This is a genomic window from Acidovorax sp., assembly GCF_016783915.1.
GTDB lineage: Bacteria > Pseudomonadota > Gammaproteobacteria > Burkholderiales > Burkholderiaceae_C > Acidovorax.
In genome coordinates, this window is record NZ_JADHVT010000011.1 from 1 (window position 1) to 17493 (window position 17493).

16 protein-coding genes are annotated in these 17493 nt (G+C 64.2%); all 16 read right to left on the bottom strand.

Features of this window, described 5'->3' with window-relative positions; translation table 11 throughout:
* Positions 1-385: 385 nt before the first annotated feature.
* Positions 386-1162 carry an enoyl-CoA hydratase gene (locus tag ISS20_RS04150; RefSeq protein ID WP_099731277.1) on the bottom strand — a complete coding sequence of 259 codons (777 nt, stop codon included), beginning with the start codon at positions 1160-1162 and terminating at the stop codon, positions 386-388.
* A 77-nt stretch (positions 1163-1239) separates the two neighbouring features.
* The gene (locus tag ISS20_RS04155) at positions 1240-2112 is read right to left on the bottom strand and encodes a thioesterase family protein (protein ID WP_192420784.1); all 873 of its coding nucleotides are present in this window, start codon (positions 2110-2112) and stop codon (positions 1240-1242) included.
* Between the two features lie 27 nt (positions 2113-2139).
* Entirely contained in the window at positions 2140-3030 is an 891-nt protein-coding gene (locus ISS20_RS04160) for an alpha/beta fold hydrolase (protein WP_291433982.1), read from the bottom strand.
* 213 nt (positions 3031-3243) lie between these two features.
* Positions 3244-4443, bottom strand: a complete 1200-nt coding sequence (locus tag ISS20_RS04165) for an acetyl-CoA C-acyltransferase (protein WP_291433983.1) — start codon at positions 4441-4443, stop codon at positions 3244-3246.
* Positions 4444-4455: 12 nt separating this feature from the next.
* Positions 4456-4965: a DUF4442 domain-containing protein gene (locus ISS20_RS04170; RefSeq protein ID WP_291433984.1), complete on the bottom strand. Its 510-nt coding sequence runs from the start codon at positions 4963-4965 to the stop codon at positions 4456-4458.
* A 32-nt stretch (positions 4966-4997) separates the two neighbouring features.
* Positions 4998-7400, bottom strand: coding sequence for a 3-hydroxyacyl-CoA dehydrogenase/enoyl-CoA hydratase family protein (locus ISS20_RS04175; protein ID WP_291433985.1), 2403 nt, complete (start codon positions 7398-7400; stop codon positions 4998-5000).
* Between the two features lie 67 nt (positions 7401-7467).
* A complete protein-coding gene (locus ISS20_RS04180) occupies positions 7468-7905 on the bottom strand; it encodes a DUF2147 domain-containing protein (protein ID WP_291433987.1) in 438 nt (145 codons plus the stop codon).
* 45 nt (positions 7906-7950) lie between these two features.
* Positions 7951-9747: an acyl-CoA dehydrogenase C-terminal domain-containing protein gene (locus tag ISS20_RS04185; RefSeq protein WP_291433989.1), complete on the bottom strand. Its 1797-nt coding sequence runs from the start codon at positions 9745-9747 to the stop codon at positions 7951-7953.
* A gap of 4 nt (positions 9748-9751) precedes the next feature.
* Positions 9752-10480, bottom strand: a complete 729-nt coding sequence (locus ISS20_RS04190) for a TetR/AcrR family transcriptional regulator (protein WP_291433990.1) — start codon at positions 10478-10480, stop codon at positions 9752-9754.
* A gap of 149 nt (positions 10481-10629) precedes the next feature.
* Positions 10630-11292: a nucleoid occlusion factor SlmA gene (gene slmA, locus ISS20_RS04195; protein ID WP_291433992.1), complete on the bottom strand. Its 663-nt coding sequence runs from the start codon at positions 11290-11292 to the stop codon at positions 10630-10632.
* Positions 11293-11499: 207 nt separating this feature from the next.
* Positions 11500-12951: a sensor histidine kinase gene (locus ISS20_RS04200; protein ID WP_291434081.1), complete on the bottom strand. Its 1452-nt coding sequence runs from the start codon at positions 12949-12951 to the stop codon at positions 11500-11502.
* A gap of 76 nt (positions 12952-13027) precedes the next feature.
* Positions 13028-13720: a response regulator transcription factor gene (locus ISS20_RS04205; protein ID WP_291433993.1), complete on the bottom strand. Its 693-nt coding sequence runs from the start codon at positions 13718-13720 to the stop codon at positions 13028-13030.
* Positions 13721-13880: 160 nt separating this feature from the next.
* Positions 13881-14771 (bottom strand): acetylglutamate kinase, encoded by an 891-nt coding sequence (gene argB, locus ISS20_RS04210; RefSeq protein ID WP_291433995.1) that lies wholly within the window; start codon positions 14769-14771, stop codon positions 13881-13883.
* 76 nt (positions 14772-14847) lie between these two features.
* Positions 14848-15951 (bottom strand): glycosyltransferase family 4 protein, encoded by a 1104-nt coding sequence (locus ISS20_RS04215; protein ID WP_291433996.1) that lies wholly within the window; start codon positions 15949-15951, stop codon positions 14848-14850.
* A gap of 199 nt (positions 15952-16150) precedes the next feature.
* Positions 16151-16855: a lytic transglycosylase domain-containing protein gene (locus ISS20_RS04220; RefSeq protein WP_291433999.1), complete on the bottom strand. Its 705-nt coding sequence runs from the start codon at positions 16853-16855 to the stop codon at positions 16151-16153.
* A complete protein-coding gene (locus tag ISS20_RS04225) occupies positions 16855-17493 on the bottom strand; it encodes an acyltransferase (RefSeq protein ID WP_366827604.1) in 639 nt (212 codons plus the stop codon). Before ISS20_RS04225 ends, ISS20_RS04220 begins: the two co-directional genes overlap by 1 nt.

Here is a 17493-nt window from a genome sequence, read left to right on the forward strand (position 1 = left end):
GGGGTGAGCATGGGCGTCGGAGCGCCCATGCCTCGTGCTCTGACTCGCCGCGGATGTCTGAACGAAGCTGCACCGCAGCGCAGTGAGTTCCACGGCGCACCCCGCAACCGCCCCGCCGCAGGTCTGCCCCTTCGCACCGCGAAGGGGCCGCAGACTGGGGGTCGCCTTTTCTTTGGTGACTTTCTTTTGGCGAAGCAAAAGAAAGTTACTCGCACGCCGGGCGACTCCCGGCTCCCGCACTTCACACGGGCATGCAGTAGCCACCGCCAAAACAAGCTTCGGTAGGCCAACCCGAACGGGTGGGGCGCGAACGAGCTATAAAAACAATAGCTGCCAGCGCTTTATTTACAAGCGCCAGCAGCCAAAATACCTCAAAACTAGCGAATCAAACCGCGCTGAAATCAGGCTTTCTCTTTTCCATAAAAGCCGAGAACGCTTCCCGCGCTGCAGGCTCACGCAACATGCGCCCAAAGCTCTCGCCCTCTTCCGCCATCACCTCCAGCACCTTCGCTGTCTGCCCGCCCTTCATCAACCGCTTGGTTTCGATGAGCGACGACAACGGCTTGGCAGCCAGCTTCTTCGCCTGCGCCTGTGCGACGCCATTGCACTCGGTGGGCGGCACCACACGATTCACCAGCCCCACTTCCAACGCGGCCTCGGCCATGAAAGGCTCGCCCAGCAGCAGCGCTTCCGCAGCGCGGTGGTACCCCAGCATCTGCGGCACCAGCAGGCTCGATGCGGCCTCGGGGCACAGGCCCAAATTCACGAACGGCATGGAGAACGCCGCGTTGTCGCCCGCATAGACCAGGTCGCAATGGAAAAGCATGGTCGTGCCGATGCCCACGGCCGGGCCGCAGACCGAAGCGATCACGGGCTTGGGGAAAGTGGCGATGCCGCGCAGAAAACGGAACACGGGCGAGTCCTGCGTGGCAGGCGGCTGCTGCAGAAAGTCGCCAATGTCATTGCCCGCGCTGAAGATCGCCACGTCGCCCTGGAACACCACTACGCGCACGCTGGCATCGGCCTTGGCGGCATCGAGCGCATCGGCCATGGCGGCGTACATGTCGCGCGTGATGGAGTTCTTCTTGTCCACGCGGTTGAAGGTGATGGTGGTCACGCCCGCTTCGGAGTGGACGAGGATGTCTTGGGTGGCTTCGGTCATGGTGGAGGTGATTCCGGGTCTGATGGATGGGGACGAGAGGAACGATGCACGGCGGCGCAGAGCCACCGGTCCGCGCACTATTCCTTGTAGTAAACGATCTGGTGGCTGGTGGCGAGCATGGTGCCTGCCTCGTTCCAGAGCTGCACGGTCTGGTCAAAGAATCCGTTGCGGAACTCCTGCCCGCGCGCCTGGCCGAGCAGGAAGCCCGTGCCCGTGGCCTGCAGCTGCTCTGCTGTGGCGTGAAAGTACACGGTGATGGACACCGTGCCCGCAGGCACCTGGCGCGCACGGCGCAGCCACACGCGGGGGAAGAACACATCGGCCAATGCGGACAGCGCCACAAAGTCGAGCGGCCGCGGTGGTGTGTCGCGCATCCACAGCTGCGTCAGGCTGTGGTCGCCACTGCCGTCCCAGGTGCGCGGGATGAAGCCAGCGATGGGACGCATCTCGTAGCGGTTGAGCCATTCCACCGCACCCAAGGGGGCAACGATGGCTTTTTGCTCTGCAGGTGGGGGCACCTGCGGCATGGGCACATCGCCCACGCTCCAGGTCTCGCGGCGCACGGCCGTGACGGCGGTGGCCGTGGTAGTGACCACCTGCGCGCCGTCGGCACCGGCCTGCAGGATCGACAGCGTCCAGTGCTGGGTGGAGCGATTGGTGCGAACAGGAGTTGCCTGCACCGTGAACGCACCAGCGGTCAACGCGCCCGCGTAGTTGACTGTGAGCGACAGCGGGTCGCCCAGCCGATCGGGGTGCTGCAAGATGGCCTGCAGCAGCGTGGCAGCGGTGATGCCGCCAAACGGGCCCACCATGTTCCAGTAGCCGGGGTGGGTCTGCCCTTCGTACTGGCCGGTCGCAGCGGACGAGGCAGTCAGCTGCAGCGCCTCGTCCAGCGGGTGGGCAGCGGAGGACGAAGACGCAGACGAAGAAGTGGATGAAGAGGAAGTCATGCTGCGAGTGTGCCGCGAAACGACCGCTCAGGCCGTCGTACCGGAGACTTCGCCGTGGGGCATTCCGCCACCGCCCAGTGCGGCCAGCGCAGCCGCTGCGCGCGGCCACAGGCTCTGCTGGAACTGGTCGCGAAAGAAGCCGAAATGGCCGATGCGCCGCACCTGCAAGTCAGCCGGGGTGATGCTCTCCACCCGGCGCTCGGTGTTGGCGTACAGGTTCACCAGGTTGTGCGTGCCGCGCAAGGTCATCAGCTCGTCGTCCGCCATCGACAGCGCCAGCACCGGGAACCGCACCGCGCCATAACTCTGCGCCACCGCAGGCCCCTCAGCCCCCACGCTGTAAGCGGGGTCCAGACACCAGCGCCGCCACTGCAGGATCACCCCCGCAGGCAGGTCGCCCACCTTCTTGAGCGTGCGCCCCGGAAAGTACCCGCACAGCCGCGTGGCCAGCGGCACCAGCACCCACCAGAAATACGGAACGATGCGCTTGAGCTGCGGAGCGTTGTCACGCCAGTAGCCGCTGCCTGCGGCCACGCTCAGCAGGCCAGCCACCTGCCCAGGCTTTTTCAGCAAGCCCGGCAACTGCGCGCCCAGGCTGTGGCCCAGCAGATACAGCGGCTGCGACGGCAACGCTGCCTTGGCGACGGAGATCACCGCCTCGTAGTCCTCGGCCCAATCGAAAAGATCCGCCTTCACGTCGCGCATGGCGCCCTGCAGCGAATCGCCGTGGCCTCGGTAATCAAACGTGGTGACCCGAAACCCCTGCTGCGCCATCCACAGCGCAAAGGCCTCGTAAAACGACTGCCGCACCCCCATCGCGCCGCCAATGACAACGCTGGCGCGCGGAGCGCCCTCGGGCTCATAGACACGCAGCGCCAATGACACTGCCCCGTTCACCTGCAAGGTTTGCTTGTTCATGTCTGTCTCCTTGGTTCAATGCCGATCTGCGCCAGCTTGAATGGAAAAGAAAAACAGGCAGTGCACTTCCCCCTGCCTTCACACCCCGCCCTCAAGGGCGTAGCGAGCGGGATCAGCTGCTAGGTGGACGGAGCACAGGAACCGGAACGTACTTCCTGTACGTGAGGATTCCGAGCACCGCCCAACGACGCAGATGGCCCGCGCAGTAGCCGGTTACAAAGCCTCGATGATGCCCGCGGCGCCTTGGCCGGTACCTACACACATCGTGACCATCCCGTACTTCAGCTTGTGCCGACGCAGCGCATGCACCACCGTCGCCGCACGGATGGCACCGGTAGCCCCCAGCGGGTGCCCCAATGCAATCGCGCCACCCATGGGGTTCACGTTCGCAGGGTTCAGACCCAGCGTACTGATCACCGCCAGCGACTGGGCCGCAAACGCTTCGTTCAGCTCGTACCAGCCGATGTCATCGCTCTTGAGACCCGCATAACGCAGGGCTGCAGGAATCGCTTCGATAGGACCAATGCCCATGATCTCGGGCGGCACGCCACGCGCGGCGTAGCTCACAAAGCGCGCGAGGGGCGTCAGGCCAAACTGCTTCACGGCCTTTTCGCTGGCCACGATCAGTGCACCCGCGCCATCGCTGGTCTGCGAGCTGTTGCCTGCCGTGACACTGCCGCGTGCAGCAAACACGGGCTTGAGCTTGGCCAGGCCTTCCAGGGACGTGTCGGGGCGCGGGCCCTCATCCAGGCTCACGGTGCGGCGCTTTTCCACCACTTCGCCGGTGGCGAGGTTGGGCGAACGCTCCACGATTTCGTAGGGCGTGATTTCGTCGGTGAACTCACCGGCCTTTTGCGCCTTGATGGCACGCAGGTGGGATTCGAGCGCAAAAGCGTCTTGCGCCTCGCGGCTGATCTTCCACTGCTGGGCCACCTTCTCGGCCGTGAGGCCCATGCCGTAGGCAATGCCCACGTTCTCATCACGCGCAAAGATTTCTGCGTTGAACGAGGGCTTGTTACCGCCCATGGGCACCAGGCTCATGGACTCGGCGCCGCCAGCGATCAGCACATCGGCCTCACCCACGCGGATGCGGTCAGCAGCCATCTGCAGTGCGGTGATGCCGGACGCGCAAAAGCGGTTCACGGTCACGCCGCCCACCGGGTGGTCGAACGCCAGGCCCACTGCAATGCGGGCCATGTTCATGCCTTGCTCGCCTTCGGGGAACGAGCAGCCAATGATGGCGTCTTCAATCGCCTTGGGGTCCAGCGTGGGCACCTGCAGCATCGCGCTCTTGATGGCTGCGACCAGCAGGTCATCGGGGCGGGTGTTCTTGAAATAGCCGCGGCCCGAGCGCCCGATGGGCGTGCGCGTGGCGGCAACGATGTAGGCGTCCTGGACTTGTTTTTGAGCCATGGTGAAACTCCTTCAATTCTTGGGGGGGCGGCTGGAAGGAACCCAGGCCCACGTAAATACACATTCGACCGGCTCCACACCGGCTTCGTCGGTCACGGTGACCTTCACCTGCACCTCGCCCTTGTCGCTGGCCCGCATGGCGGCGCGCTGCTCGGCGGTGAGCGTGGCCACGGCTTTGAGGCCGCCCGTGGCGCGCTTCTTGAACGCCATGGACAACTCCTTGGCCAGCGGCAGGCAGTCGTCGCGCACGTTCATGCCCACGGCCATGCCGGTGGCCGTTTCGGCCAGCAGGTTCATGGCCGAGGCGTGCACGCCACCGATGTGGTTTTGCACGCGGTGCTCGTTGGCAAGATGCACTTCGACACGCTCAGGCGTGAGCGATACAAACTTCACCCCGGCCGTGCCGGTAAAGGGCACGGCCCGGCGCAGGATGATGTTCTGAACGAAGCCGCGCATGAAGGCGGGGGCCTCGTCCAGGCGCATCAGCGAGCGCTGCAGTTTGTTGGGGGCGTGTTCGCTCATGTCGGTCAACCGGTGATCCATCGACGCTCGGATCAGTTGCGCACCGGCTTGCCGGTGGACAACATGCCCAGGATGCGCTCGTGCGTCTTGGGCTGGGCGATCAGGTGGCAGAACACCTTGCGCTCCAGCGTGAGCAGGTATTCCTCGCTCACCAGCGCACCTGCGTCCACATCGCCCCCACAGACCACCTCGGCGATCATGGCGCCGATCTTGAAGTCGTAGGCGCTGATGAAGCCGCCGTCACGCATGTTCACCAGCTGCGCCTTGATGGTGGCCAGACCACTGCGGCCCGCCACGGGGAACAGGCGCTTGTGCGGTGCACGCCAGCCGCTGGCGGCCATGGACTTGGCTTCGTTGATGGCCACGAACAGCAGCTCATCCTTGTGGGGCACGATCACGTCGCTGTCCAGCAGGTAACCCAGCTTGCGCGACTCCAGAGCGCTGGTGCCCACCTTGGCCATCGCGGCGGCAGTGAAACCTTCCGTCAGGAAGGGCAGCAGATCTTTGCTTGTCGAAGCCGCCATGTTCTCGGCCGCACGGCGGGCGATGTAGGTCAGGCCGCCAGCACCGGGCACCAGGCCCACGCCCACTTCCACCAGGCCGATGTAGCTTTCCATGTGGGCCACGCGCTTGGCCGAATACACGGCCAGCTCACAGCCACCGCCCAGCGCCATGCCATGGATGGCTGCGACGACAGGCACCTGCGCATAGCGGATGCGCATCATCAGGTTTTGCAGCTCCTGCTCGATGCTTTCCACCGCATCGGCACCGCCGACCATGAACGCAGGCATGGTGGCTTCCAGGTCAGCGCCCACGCTGAACGGCGCGTCGCCGGACCAGATGACCATGCCCTGGTACTCGGCCTCGGCCAGTTCCAGGCCCTCCATCAGCGCTTCCATCACTTCGGGGCTGATGGCGTGCATCTTGTTCTTGATGCTGGCGATCAATACCTGGCCGTCGAGCGTCCAGGTGCGCAGCGCCCTGGACTCGGCAATGGTCGTACCGGCGGTGCGCCAGTCGGGCAGGCTGGACTCACCCAGCAGGGCCTCGGGGAAGATCTGGCGCTCGTACACAGGCAACTGGCGGCGCGGGACAAACTTGTTCTGCGATGCGCTCCACGAACCTTGCGCGGTGTGCACGCCACCGGCTTCAGCTACGGGGCCTCTGAAGACCCACTCGGGCAGCGGTGCTTTGGAAAGGGCCTTGCCCGCGTCGATGTCTTCCTGAATCATTTTCGCCACGTCGAGCCAGCCCGCTTCTTGCCACAGCTCGAAGGGGCCCTGCTTCATGCCAAAGCCCCAGCGCATGGCCTGGTCCACGTCGCGGGCATTGTCGGCAATGGTGCCAAGGTGCACGGCAGCGTAGTGAAAGCTGTTACGCAGGATGGCCCAGAGGAACTGGCCGGGCGCGCCTTCGGCGTTGCGCAGCAGGCGCAGGCGTTCGGCGGCGGGCTTCTTGAGCATGCGGGCGTATACCTCGTCGGCCTTCTGGCCAGCGGGCACGTACTCTTCGCTTTCCAGCTCGAAGCGCATCACGTCGCGGCCGACCTTCTTGAAAAAGCCGGCCTTGGTCTTCTGGCCCAGATTGCCCAGTTCCAGCAACTTTTTCAGCACGGCGGGCGTACCAAAGCTTTCGTAGAAGGGGTCGGTCTCGATGCTCAGGTTGTCCTGCAGCGTCTTGATGACGTGGGCCATGGTGTCCAGGCCCACCACATCGGCGGTGCGGAAGGTGCCGCTCGATGCGCGGCCGAGCTTCTTGCCTGTGAGGTCGTCCACCACATCGTAGGTCAGGCCGAAGTTCTCGACCTCTTTCATCGTGGCCAGCATGCCGGCGATGCCCACGCGGTTGGCCACGAAGTTGGGCGTGTCGTGCGCACGCACCACGCCCTTGCCCAGGCCGCTGGTCACAAAGGCTTCAAGCTGGTCCAGCACTTCAGGCTGGGTGGTGGGGGTGTTGATCAACTCCACCAGCGTCATGTAGCGCGGGGGGTTGAAGAAGTGGATGCCGCAAAAGCGGGGCTTGATGCTCTCGGGCAGCACTTCGCTCAATTTGGTGATCGACAGGCCCGAGGTGTTGGACGCCAGGATGGCATGCTTGGCCACATGGGGAGCGATCTTGGTGTACAGGTCCAGCTTCCAGTCCATGCGCTCGGCAATGGCCTCGATCACGAGGTCGCATTCCTTGAGCAGGTGCATGTGCTCTTCGTAGTTGGCCTGCTGGATCAGCGCTGCGTCGTCGGCCACGCCCAGGGGCGAGGGCTTGAGCTTCTTCAGGCCTTCCACGGCCTTGGTGACGATGCCGTTCTTCGGGCCTTCCTTGGCAGGCAGGTCGAACAGCACCACGGGCACCTTCACGTTGACGAGGTGGGCGGCAATCTGCGCGCCCATCACGCCTGCGCCGAGCACGGCGACTTTTTTCACTTGGAATCGGGACATGGGTTGAGTTCCTGGTTGGGGCGCGGCGCAGCGCCTCTGGCGGTGCGCGCGGCCACGGGAATGGGGTTTACTGGACGCGGATCCAGGTTTGCGTGCGGCCGAACGGGCCGATCGAGCCGCGCACTTCGAGCTTCTTGCCGCCCTCGATGGGGGTCATGCGCAGGGTGTAGTTGCGGCCATTCTCGGGGTCGAGAATCTTGCCGCCCTCCCACACCTCTTTGCCTTCTGCCTTTTTGGCGCCACGGATGATCTCCAGCCCCAGGATGGGCTTGCCCTTGCGGTCGTCCGAGCATTCGTCGCAGACATCGTCAGGCTTGGCATCCTTGGTCAGGCGCTTTTCCAGCGCTCCGTGCAGCATGCCACTGCCGATGTCGCGGATGCGGATCTCGGCCTTGGCCTCACCGGTCTTGTCGTCGATGTTGCGCCACAGGCCTTCGGGCGTCATCTGCGCCCAGGCCGGAAGCGTACCCGCTACCAAAACAATAGCTGCTACCGCTTTGAACATGTGCGCTCCCTGGCAAAAAGGCTTGAAAACCGCATCCGGCACCAATCAGGCCAAGGCCAGATCGGTGTCCATCAGCACCTTGCTGCCAGCACGTGCGGTGCGCATCAGCGTGGCGGTTTCGGGGAACAGCTTGGCAAAGTAGAAGCGAGCGGTCTGCAGCTTGGCGCCGTAGAACGGATCGGTGTTGCCAGCGGCGATTTCGCGCAAGGCCACCTGGGCCATGCGGGCAAACAGGTAGCCGAACACCAGGTGGCCGGCCACGCGCAGGTAGTCCACGGCGGCAGCGCCCACTTCATCGGGGTTTTGCATGCCCTTGAAGCCGATCTCGGTGGTGAACTTGGTCATCTGGTCGCCCAGCATGGCCACGGGGTTGATGAACTCGGCCATCCGTTCGTTCACGCCCTCTTCTTCCACCAGCTGGCCGATCAGCTTGCCCAGCTTCTTGAGCGTGGCGCCGTTATTGCCCAGCACCTTGCGGCCCAGCAGGTCGAGCGACTGGATGGTGTTGGTGCCTTCGTAGATCATGTTGATGCGGTTGTCCCGCACGTACTGCTCCATGCCCCATTCCTTGATGAAGCCGTGGCCGCCGAAGACCTGCATGCACGCGTTGGTGCTGATGTGGCCGTTGTCGGTGATGAAGGCCTTGACGATGGGCGTGAGCAGAGCGACGAGTTCTTCGGAGTCCTTGCGCACCTTTTCATCGGGGTGGCTGTGCACCTTGTCGAGCAGCAGCGTGCAATAGATCTGCAGCGCGCGGCCGCCTTCGGCGTAGGCCTTGGCCGTGAGCAGCATCTTGCGCACATCAGGGTGCACGATGATGGGGTCGGCGTCCTTGTCCTTGGCCTTGGTGCCCGACAGGCTGCGCGACTGGATGCGGTCCTTGGCATAGGCCAGTGCGTTCTGGTAGGCCACTTCGGTCAGGCCCAGCGACTGGTTGCCCACGCCCAGGCGGGCAGCGTTCATCATCACGAACATGGCAGCCAGGCCCTTGTTGGGCTGGCCCACCATGGTGCCGATGGCGCCGTCGAGCGCAATCTGCGCGGTGGCGTTGCCGTGGATGCCCATCTTGTGTTCCAGGCCGGTACAGAAGATCGGGTTGCGCTCGCCCAGCGAGCCGTCGGCCTTGACGTGGAACTTGGGCACCACGAACAGGCTGATGCCCTTGCTGCCCTTGGGTGCATCGGGCAGGCGCGCCAGCACCAGGTGGACGATGTTGGCAGCCATGTCATGCTCACCGGCACTGATGAAGATCTTGTTGCCGGTGATCTTGTAGGTGCCATCGGCCTGGGGTTCGGCCTTGGTGCGCATCAGGCCCAGGTCGGTGCCGCAATGGGGTTCGGTCAGGCACATGGTGCCGGTCCACTCGCCGCTGGTCAGCTTGGGCAGGTACAGGGCCTTCTGGGCGTCGGTGCCGTGGGCGTGCAGGGCTTCGTAGGCGCCGTGCGACAGGCCGGGGTACATCGTCCAGGCCTGGTTGGCCGAGTTCAGCATCTCGTACAGGCACTGGTTCAGCACAAAGGGCAGACCCTGGCCGCCGTAGGTGGGGTCGCAGCTCAGCGCCGCCCAGCCGCCTTCGACGTACTTGGCATAGGCGTCCTTGAAGCCCGTGGGGGTCTTCACTTCGTGCGTGGTCTTGTTGAGCACGCAGCCTTCGGTGTCGCCGCTGATGTTGAGCGGGAACGCGACTTCGGCGGCGAACTTGCCGGCTTCTTCGATCACGGCGTTGATGGTGTCCACATCCACTTCGGCGTGGGGTGGCATCGCCTTGAATTCATCACTGACCTTGAGCACTTCGTGCATGACGAATTGCATGTCGCGCAGGGGCGGCGTATAGGTAGGCATGGGTTTACTCCTTGGATGTGGTGGTTTGGTTGGAAACTTTGCGGCGCGCCACTGTGGGTGCCTTGGCGGCCGCTGTTGGCGCGCTGTAACGCGCCAGAATGTTGTGAAAGCCCACGACGGCCCGGTCGATGGAGCCCGGGGTCTGCAGGAACCGCGCCTCGTAGTGCAGCGCGAGGATCAGGCCGTGGATCTCGAAGAGCATCTGCTCTTCCTTGGTGTCGGCACGCAGCTCGCCCAGTTCCTTGCACTGCTCGATGGCGCGGCGCATGGCGGCATGCCATGTCAGCACCGAGCTGGCGAGTGCATCGCGTACTGGGCCGGTGCGGTCATCAAACTCGACCGCGCCGCTGATGTAAATGCAGCCCGAGTCGATTTCGATGGAGGTGCGCTTCATCCAGTTGTCGAACAATGCCGACAAACGCGCCACGCCGCGTGGGGCGGACATGGCGGGGTAGAACACCTCTTGCTCAAAACGTGTGTGGTACTCGCGGATGACGGAGATCTGCAGCTCTTCGCGGGAGCCAAAGTGGGCAAACACGCCCGACTTGCTCATGCCGGTGACGTCTGCGAGCGCCCCGATGGACAGGCCTTCCAGCCCGATGTGCGTGGCCAGGCCCAACGCCGCCTCGACGATGGCAGCCTTGGTCTGCTGGCCTTTTTGCAGGGCGCGGCCGGTACCGCTGCGAGCGCGCGGGATGCGGGTGACCTGACGGGATTCGGGGGTGGAAGACATGGGCACGAATAAAAACGAACGTTCGTTCTATTCTGCAGCAAATTCCCCGCAGCCCCCAAGCCCCCGAAAAAAATAGGGAGACCCACCCAAACCGGCCGTTGCAGCCGCGCAACCCCCTTCATGACGCCCTGCCTCAAGGGCTCGAGCCGCTACAGCATCAACGCCAGGCTGGCTTCCAGATGCTCAGTAGGCAGGCGCCGGAAACCCGAGCGCGCATAGCCCTGCAGGCGCCCGACCACAAAGGCCGTCAGCACACTGGCTGCCACCTGGGCATCGACCGTGGGTGTGCTGGATGCTGCCGTGGTCGCCCGCAGGCACTGGCGCAAGGTGGATTCGATGCGGTCAAAAAACTGGTTCATGCGCTGCTGCAGGCGTTCGTGCTCAAACACCAGCGCGTCACCCACCATCACCCGCACCATTCCGGGGTTGCGTTCGCCAAACTGCAGCACCAGCGCCACGATGCGCGCCGCCTGGCGAGCGCCCGCATCGGCAGGCTGTGCGGGGTCGGGCACGTCGCGCCCGGTGATCTGCTGCACCAGCGTGAACACCGATTGCTCGATGAAATCGATCAAGCCCTCGAACATCTGCGCCTTGCTGGCGAAGTGGCGGTACAACGCCGCCTCGCTGACCGACAGGCGTGCGGCCAGCGCGGCGGTGGTGATGCGCTCGGCCCCCGGCTGCTCCAGCATGGCCGCCAGGGCTTGCAGGATCTGGATGCGCCGCTCTCCGGGCTTGGGCCGCTTGCGGGCAGCCACAACATCACCCGCTTCGGCGGTACTGGCAGGCTCGGGGAGGGGCGAGATTTCAGACATGCAGGACAGGGGCTCCGGTGGGGCCCTGCTCCCGGAGCGCATGCCACGGGGCATGGTCGGATCACAGCAGGGCGTGGATCACGATGTCACATCTTGCCGCAGCCAAGAGGGGCGGGGCCGCCACCTGTTTGCACAAGTCAATCGTGTATGGAAATGATTCTCGCACAGGCCCCAGGCCGGTCCAGACAGCCTGCGGGCCACGCACGGCTAGAGAGGAAACACCACCGTCACGAGCAGCCCGCGCCCCTGGGGGCCCGTGCCCAGCGTCAGTGCGGCGCGGTGCACCCGGGCAATCTCGTCCGCAATGGCCAGGCCCAGGCCCGTGCCCTCGCCTCCCGCGCCGGGTACGCGGTAGAACCGCTGCAGCACGCGGGTGCGCTCGGCCTCGGGCACGCCAGGGCCGTCGTCCTCCACCTCCACGTAGGGCCGGGGCGGGCCCGCGCGCCCCTGGCGCAGTCCGCAGCGGATGGTGACCACACCACCGGGCGGTGTGTATTTGATGGCGTTGTCCACCAGATTGGACAGCAGCTCGCGCAGCAGCCAGCCATGGCCTGTCACGTGAACCAGCTGCACATCAAGCCCCAGGTCCAGGCCCTTGCCGGTGGCGGCGTCCAAAAAGGTTTCCAGCAGCGATTCGCACAGGTCCTTGAGGTCCACCCGCTGCGGTGGCTGCGCGTCCAGGCTGCGGGCGTCAGCCCGGGACAGCGCCAGCAGCTGGTGCGCCAGCTGCGAGGTGCGGCGCGTGGCGTTGCGCAGCTTCTCGATCTGATCAACTCCTAAAACAATAGCACCCTGAGCACGATCTTCATGCGCTAGCGGCATTTTTCTATCGAAGTCCGGGAAAGACGTGCGTGGCGGCGCTGCCGCCTTGGCCATCATGGCCCAGGCCTCCACCTGGGCCTGCAAGCCCGCCAGCGGCGTGCGCAACTGGTGCGCCGCGTCGGCCACAAAACGCCGCTGCCCTTCGGCCTGTGCGTTGACCAGCGCAAACAGGCGGTTGAGCGAGTGCACCAGAGGCCGCACCTCGTCGGGCGAAGCGGCCTCGTCGATGGGGCTGAGATCGCGCGGCGAGCGGCGCTCCACCGCCTCGGCCAGCCCCACCAGCGGCTTGAACGCCTGCCGCACCGCCCAATGGATGGCAAAACCGGCCGCAATCAGCAGTACGAGGTTGGGCAGCAGCACCCTCAGGAGCAGTTGCTGCGCCCATTTCTGGCGGGGGTCCGACCCATCGGCCAGGGCCACCACCAGTTCGCCCGCCCCCGTGCGCCCGCGTTGCGCCGCCACCCGGTAGGTCACCCCGCCGAACTCCACGCTGTGGAACTCTGGGGCCTGTGTGGTGGGCACTGCGCCGTGTACCCAGCCCTCTCCGAGCAACAGGCGTCCCGATGTGTCACGCACGCTGTAGGCCGCAAAGCCCGCGTTCTGGCGCAAAAACTCTTCGATGGGCGGCGCAAGCAGCAGCAGCGGCGGGTCGTTGTCGTGGATGGGCGGCGCCAGCACCGAATCGGCCAGCGCGGGAAGCAGCCGCACCAGACGCTGGTCGTGCTGGCCAGCCGCCTCATCGGCCGACCGGTAATCCAGCCAGACCCCCGCCAGCACCAATACGCACAGGGGCAGCACCAGCATCAGCAGCAGCCGGGTGCGCAGGTCCGACGTCATGGCGCGCAGGCCGGGCCGCCGGGAGGGGGTTTTCCAAAGCATGGCGAAGCGGCGAAGTGGGGCGGAAAATTCCCGCTCAGGTTACCTGCAGTTCAAGCCGGTAACCAAAGCCCCGTATGGACCGCAGCGCCACACCATGGGGTTCCAGCTTGCCCCGCAGGCGCGAGACATAGACCTCCACCGCGTTGGGCGTGATCTCCTTGTCCCACCCAGTCAGCGCCTGCAGGAGCTTGTCTTTGCTGGCAGGCTTGGGGGCGTTGATGAGCAGGTATTCGAGTACCGTCCACTCGCGCGGGCCCAGTTCGATGACCTGCTCGCCCGACGGCGTGCGCATGCTGGCACGGCGCCCGGCCGTGTCCAGCTCCAGGGGGCCAAAACTCAGCACGGCGGTGGTGGCGGCCTGAGAACGGCGCAACAGCGCCCGCAGGCGCGCCAGCAGCTCAGGCAGCTCGAACGGCTTGACCATGTAGTCATCCGCGCCCAGGTCCAGCCCCTGCACCCGGTCGTGCAGCGCATCGCGCGCGGTCAGGATCAACACCGGCATGGCCGGACTCGCCATGTCAGGGCGGCGCAGGCGGCGCGTCAGCTCCAGGCCATCCATGGCGGGCAGCCCGATGTCGATGATGGCTGCGTCAAACGACTCAGCGCGCAGCACCTCTTCGGCCCGCTCACCACTGCCCACCCAATCCACCGCATACCCCGCATCGGTGAGCCCCAGCTTGATGCCGCTGGCCACCATCACATCGTCTTCGACCAACAGCAGGCGCATTTTTCAGTGACCTTGTGCAACGGATACCACCCATGTGGCCTGCAACTAGCGCGATCCAGGGCAGCGGGGGCCACGCAAGGGCCACCCCGCCGCGCCGGCTGCGTCTCCCTCCCTCGCAGCGTGAGGGGGGGAGGACGCCAAGCGGCTCAGGGGAAGCATCTCAATGACTACGAATCATGGTGCCGTAGGCCTGCTCGGTCAGGATCTCCAGCAGCATGGCATGGGGCACACGGCCATCGATGATGTGCACGGCGTTGACCCCCGCCTTGGCTGCATCCAGCGCGCCCGCGATCTTGGGCAGCATGCCGCCCGAGATGGTGCCGTCGGCAAACAGCTCGTCAATGCGGCGGGCCGTCAGGTCCGTCAACAGGTTGCCCGCCTTGTCCAGCACGCCCGGTGTGTTGGTCAGCAGCATCAACTTTTCGGCCCGCAGCACCGTTGCCAATTTGCTGGCCACCACGTCGGCATTGATGTTATAGCTCTCGTTGTTCTCGCCAAAGCCGATGGGGCTGATGACGGGGATGAAGGCATCGTCCTGCAACGCCTTCACCACGCTGGGGTCGATGGAGACAATGTCGCCCACCTGGCCCACGTCGTGTTCGATGCTGGGGTCCTTGCTGTCCACCATTTTGAGCTTCTGAGCGCGGATCATGCCGCCATCACGGCCCGTCAAACCCACAGCCTTGCCGCCGGCCTGGTTGATCAGACCCACGATGTCCTGCTGCACCTCACCGGCCAGCACCCATTCGACCACTTCCATGGTCTCGGCATCGGTCACACGCATGCCCTGGATGAACTCGCCCTTCTTGCCCAGACGGTTGAGCGCAGTCTCGATCTGCGGGCCACCACCGTGCACCACCACCGGGTTCATGCCCACGAGCTTGAGCAACACCACGTCTTCGGCAAAGTCGGCCTGCAGGGCCGGGTCCGTCATGGCGTTGCCGCCGTACTTGATCACCATGGTCTTGCCATGGAACTTGCGGATGTAGGGCAGCGCCTGGGCCAGGATTTCAGCCTTGTCGCGCGGGGCAATCGAAAGAAGGTCGGTCATGGAGGCGTGCCATCCGGAGAAAACTGTGAGGCGCAAATTGTGCCGCATTCGCCGGGCTCGCGAACACAAGAAGTGGTCAGTGGCGCAGCCAGTTAGGCACTTTGAACCGCACGATGGCCAGGTAGGCCATGACATAGCTGACCACAAAAAGCCCACAAAACGCCATGAGCAGGGGCGTGTTGTTCCAGAACAGCACTGCAGGCACCACCGTCAGCAGCGTGAAACCCCACAGATAAGGCGACGTACGGTTGTTGCGCATGAGTACCCGGCGGGACTCATCATCGTGAAACACCCCGCGCACAATGCGGCGGTAGATGAGCTGGTGGAAATGCAGCGCATCGGCCACACCCGGAGAAACACCCCGTACCGCCTTGCGGTAAATGGAAAAGATCGTCTCCCACACCGGGTAGATCAGCAGCAGCATAGGAAACCAGGGTGATACGTCCGCATTGCGCTGCACCAGCGAGATGCTGGCCATGGCGATCACCACGCCCCACACATAAGCCCCCCCATCTCCGGCAAACAACATGCCGCGCGGGTAGTTCCAGACCAAGAAACCGCCTGTGGCTGCGGCAGTGGATACCAGCAGCGCCGCCAGTGCCCGGTCACCCACCTGCAGCGCCACGTGCGCCAAAGCGAGGCACACGATCAAGGCAACCATTCCCGCCAGCCCGTTGTAGCCGTCGATGATATTGAAGGCATGGGGCAGGCCTGCGACTGCCAGCACGACAATGGCGATGCCAAGCCAGGGAGCGGCAACCAGGACAGCGTCGAGCCAGGGCCAGCCGATGCGGGGTAGGGTCAGATTCAACAAAACCACAGCAAAGACACCTGATGCGCCGGTCAGGATCAGCCTGTACCGGACGGAAAGACGCTGGGTCATGTCCTCTGCAATGCCTCCTATGGCGGCAGGCAGCAACACCACCAGCCAGCCGCCCACCCATGCCCCGAGCTTGAGTGAGCCCGGATCTCCCCACTGAAGAGACTGCAGTACCCCCAGTCCCCAGCTGCAACCAATGCCCACGAGGAGGGCAGCCCCTCCCAAGCGAGGAACATCCCCCAGATGAAACCGCTGAGGCATGCCATTGCCGTACACGGAAGCGTGGCTGCGCATCCATCGCACGATGTACCCTGCAGCCAACGCTGCGACGATAAATGCCACCACAGACAACCAGATCATGAGCAGCTGATCGTACCCGCACTCAGCGCATATACCTGCGACAAAGCACTAGCCAAGGCACGGCGTGACCATCTATTGACGCGCGATGCGCAAAATGAGGCGCTCATTGCGAAAGGAAGTGACGAGCAACTACTCACAAGCTATCGCACAGGAGCTTTGAACAGGAAATGCAAGAGTGAACGCGGATCCGGCCCACTCGCTACCGAAGCAGCGCACGATATAAACGCATTACTTTTGCGACATATTGCTGCGTTTCCGGGTAAGGGGGAATCTGCCGCCCATACTTCATTACGGCCCCCTCGCCCGCGTTGTAGGCGGCCAAAGCCAGCTCCTTGTCGCCGTCAAACATGCGCAACAGATCTGCTAGGTAACGGCTTCCAATCTGCGCATTCACCTTAGGCTCCATGGCTACATGCGCCCCTTCTGATGCAGGACGGGCCGCAACGCCATAGCGCTCGGCGGTGGCAGGCATCACCTGCATCAGGCCCAGAGCACCTTTGCGCGAAACGGCCTTCTCGTTAAACGCTGACTCCGCAGCCGCAACGGCGATCACCAATGCGGGGTCCAGCGACTGCGCCAGGGCAGCAGCTTCTAGGTGAGGCTTAGCAGCGTCATAGCCAGGAAACTGCAGCGCAGAGGGGTCTCGCCCCTTACCCTTGACAACCGTATCGGCCTTGACGGATGGGATCCGGCCGAGCCATTTAACGCCTCTGGAGGCAGACGGAGGAGACCCATTGCCCATGTGCACCACCCCATCTCCATCCACAAACTCCCATACGGCGTCTGCCTTGGCTGCGGGATGCAAGGCGCCCCACAATACAACGGACAGCGCTGCACAACGCAGACGAAGTATCACCCGCAGCCAACTACCCGCCTCCACCTGCAGCCAATCCACTTTACTCATCATCGTCCTCGATGCAGCACGCCGTGCCCCACGCTTTTCAGGCGAGACCAGACCCGCAGAAACCCGACCGAGTGCGCCTGGGGCTCGGGCCAGGCGTCTCCACGCCGTGACCGGATCAGCCGAGCAGGCATTCCGGCGGCTACCATCCCGGCGGGGACATCCTGCCGAACCAGCGCCCCCGCAGCCACCACAGCACCACGGCCAATGGTCACACCTTCCAAAACTATAGCGCCAGCCCCTATCCAAGCCCCATCTTCCACCGTGATTTTTGCGCGGGTGATCCGATTGCGCGCAATGATCGCATCTCCCTCGTCAATAGCGTGCCCCGCAGACAGGAGCTTGGCATGGGGACCAATCAACACATCTTCACCAATATCAAGCCCCCCTTCCCCTGAGAGGTAGCACCCCACATTCACAATGGTACGAGCACCAATACGGATTCCCACGAGGGGATCAGCCACTACGTCGCCCAGTACCAGGCGCGTGTGCGAATACAGACTGACTCCGTCGGCTAGACACAACACCCCTGAACGCTGGCCAAAGCGCATTACAGACACGGAGGGATCGATTCGACAATCTGCGCCGAGAACATCCACACCGGCATGCGCAAGCGTGAAATCAGGAACCCCTAGCAACAT

What these genes read in the sequence shown, in the direction of transcription:
- ISS20_RS04150 (WP_099731277.1), bottom strand. Translation starts at nt 1,162, where the DNA reads ATGACCGAAGCCACCCAAGACATCCTCGTCCACTCCGAAGCGGGCGTG.
- ISS20_RS04155 (WP_192420784.1), bottom strand. Translation starts at nt 2,112, where the DNA reads ATGACTTCCTCTTCATCCACTTCTTCGTCTGCGTCTTCGTCCTCCGCT.
- ISS20_RS04160 (WP_291433982.1), bottom strand. Translation starts at nt 3,030, where the DNA reads ATGAACAAGCAAACCTTGCAGGTGAACGGGGCAGTGTCATTGGCGCTG.
- ISS20_RS04165 (WP_291433983.1), bottom strand. Translation starts at nt 4,443, where the DNA reads ATGGCTCAAAAACAAGTCCAGGACGCCTACATCGTTGCCGCCACGCGC.
- ISS20_RS04170 (WP_291433984.1), bottom strand. Translation starts at nt 4,965, where the DNA reads ATGAGCGAACACGCCCCCAACAAACTGCAGCGCTCGCTGATGCGCCTG.
- ISS20_RS04175 (WP_291433985.1), bottom strand. Translation starts at nt 7,400, where the DNA reads ATGTCCCGATTCCAAGTGAAAAAAGTCGCCGTGCTCGGCGCAGGCGTG.
- ISS20_RS04180 (WP_291433987.1), bottom strand. Translation starts at nt 7,905, where the DNA reads ATGTTCAAAGCGGTAGCAGCTATTGTTTTGGTAGCGGGTACGCTTCCG.
- ISS20_RS04185 (WP_291433989.1), bottom strand. Translation starts at nt 9,747, where the DNA reads ATGCCTACCTATACGCCGCCCCTGCGCGACATGCAATTCGTCATGCAC.
- ISS20_RS04190 (WP_291433990.1), bottom strand. Translation starts at nt 10,480, where the DNA reads ATGTCTTCCACCCCCGAATCCCGTCAGGTCACCCGCATCCCGCGCGCT.
- slmA (WP_291433992.1), bottom strand. Translation starts at nt 11,292, where the DNA reads ATGTCTGAAATCTCGCCCCTCCCCGAGCCTGCCAGTACCGCCGAAGCG.
- ISS20_RS04200 (WP_291434081.1), bottom strand. Translation starts at nt 12,951, where the DNA reads ATGACGTCGGACCTGCGCACCCGGCTGCTGCTGATGCTGGTGCTGCCC.
- ISS20_RS04205 (WP_291433993.1), bottom strand. Translation starts at nt 13,720, where the DNA reads ATGCGCCTGCTGTTGGTCGAAGACGATGTGATGGTGGCCAGCGGCATC.
- argB (WP_291433995.1), bottom strand. Translation starts at nt 14,771, where the DNA reads ATGACCGACCTTCTTTCGATTGCCCCGCGCGACAAGGCTGAAATCCTG.
- ISS20_RS04215 (WP_291433996.1), bottom strand. Translation starts at nt 15,951, where the DNA reads ATGATCTGGTTGTCTGTGGTGGCATTTATCGTCGCAGCGTTGGCTGCA.
- ISS20_RS04220 (WP_291433999.1), bottom strand. Translation starts at nt 16,855, where the DNA reads ATGAGTAAAGTGGATTGGCTGCAGGTGGAGGCGGGTAGTTGGCTGCGG.
- ISS20_RS04225 (WP_366827604.1), bottom strand. Translation starts at nt 17,493, where the DNA reads ATGTTGCTAGGGGTTCCTGATTTCACGCTTGCGCATGCCGGTGTGGAT.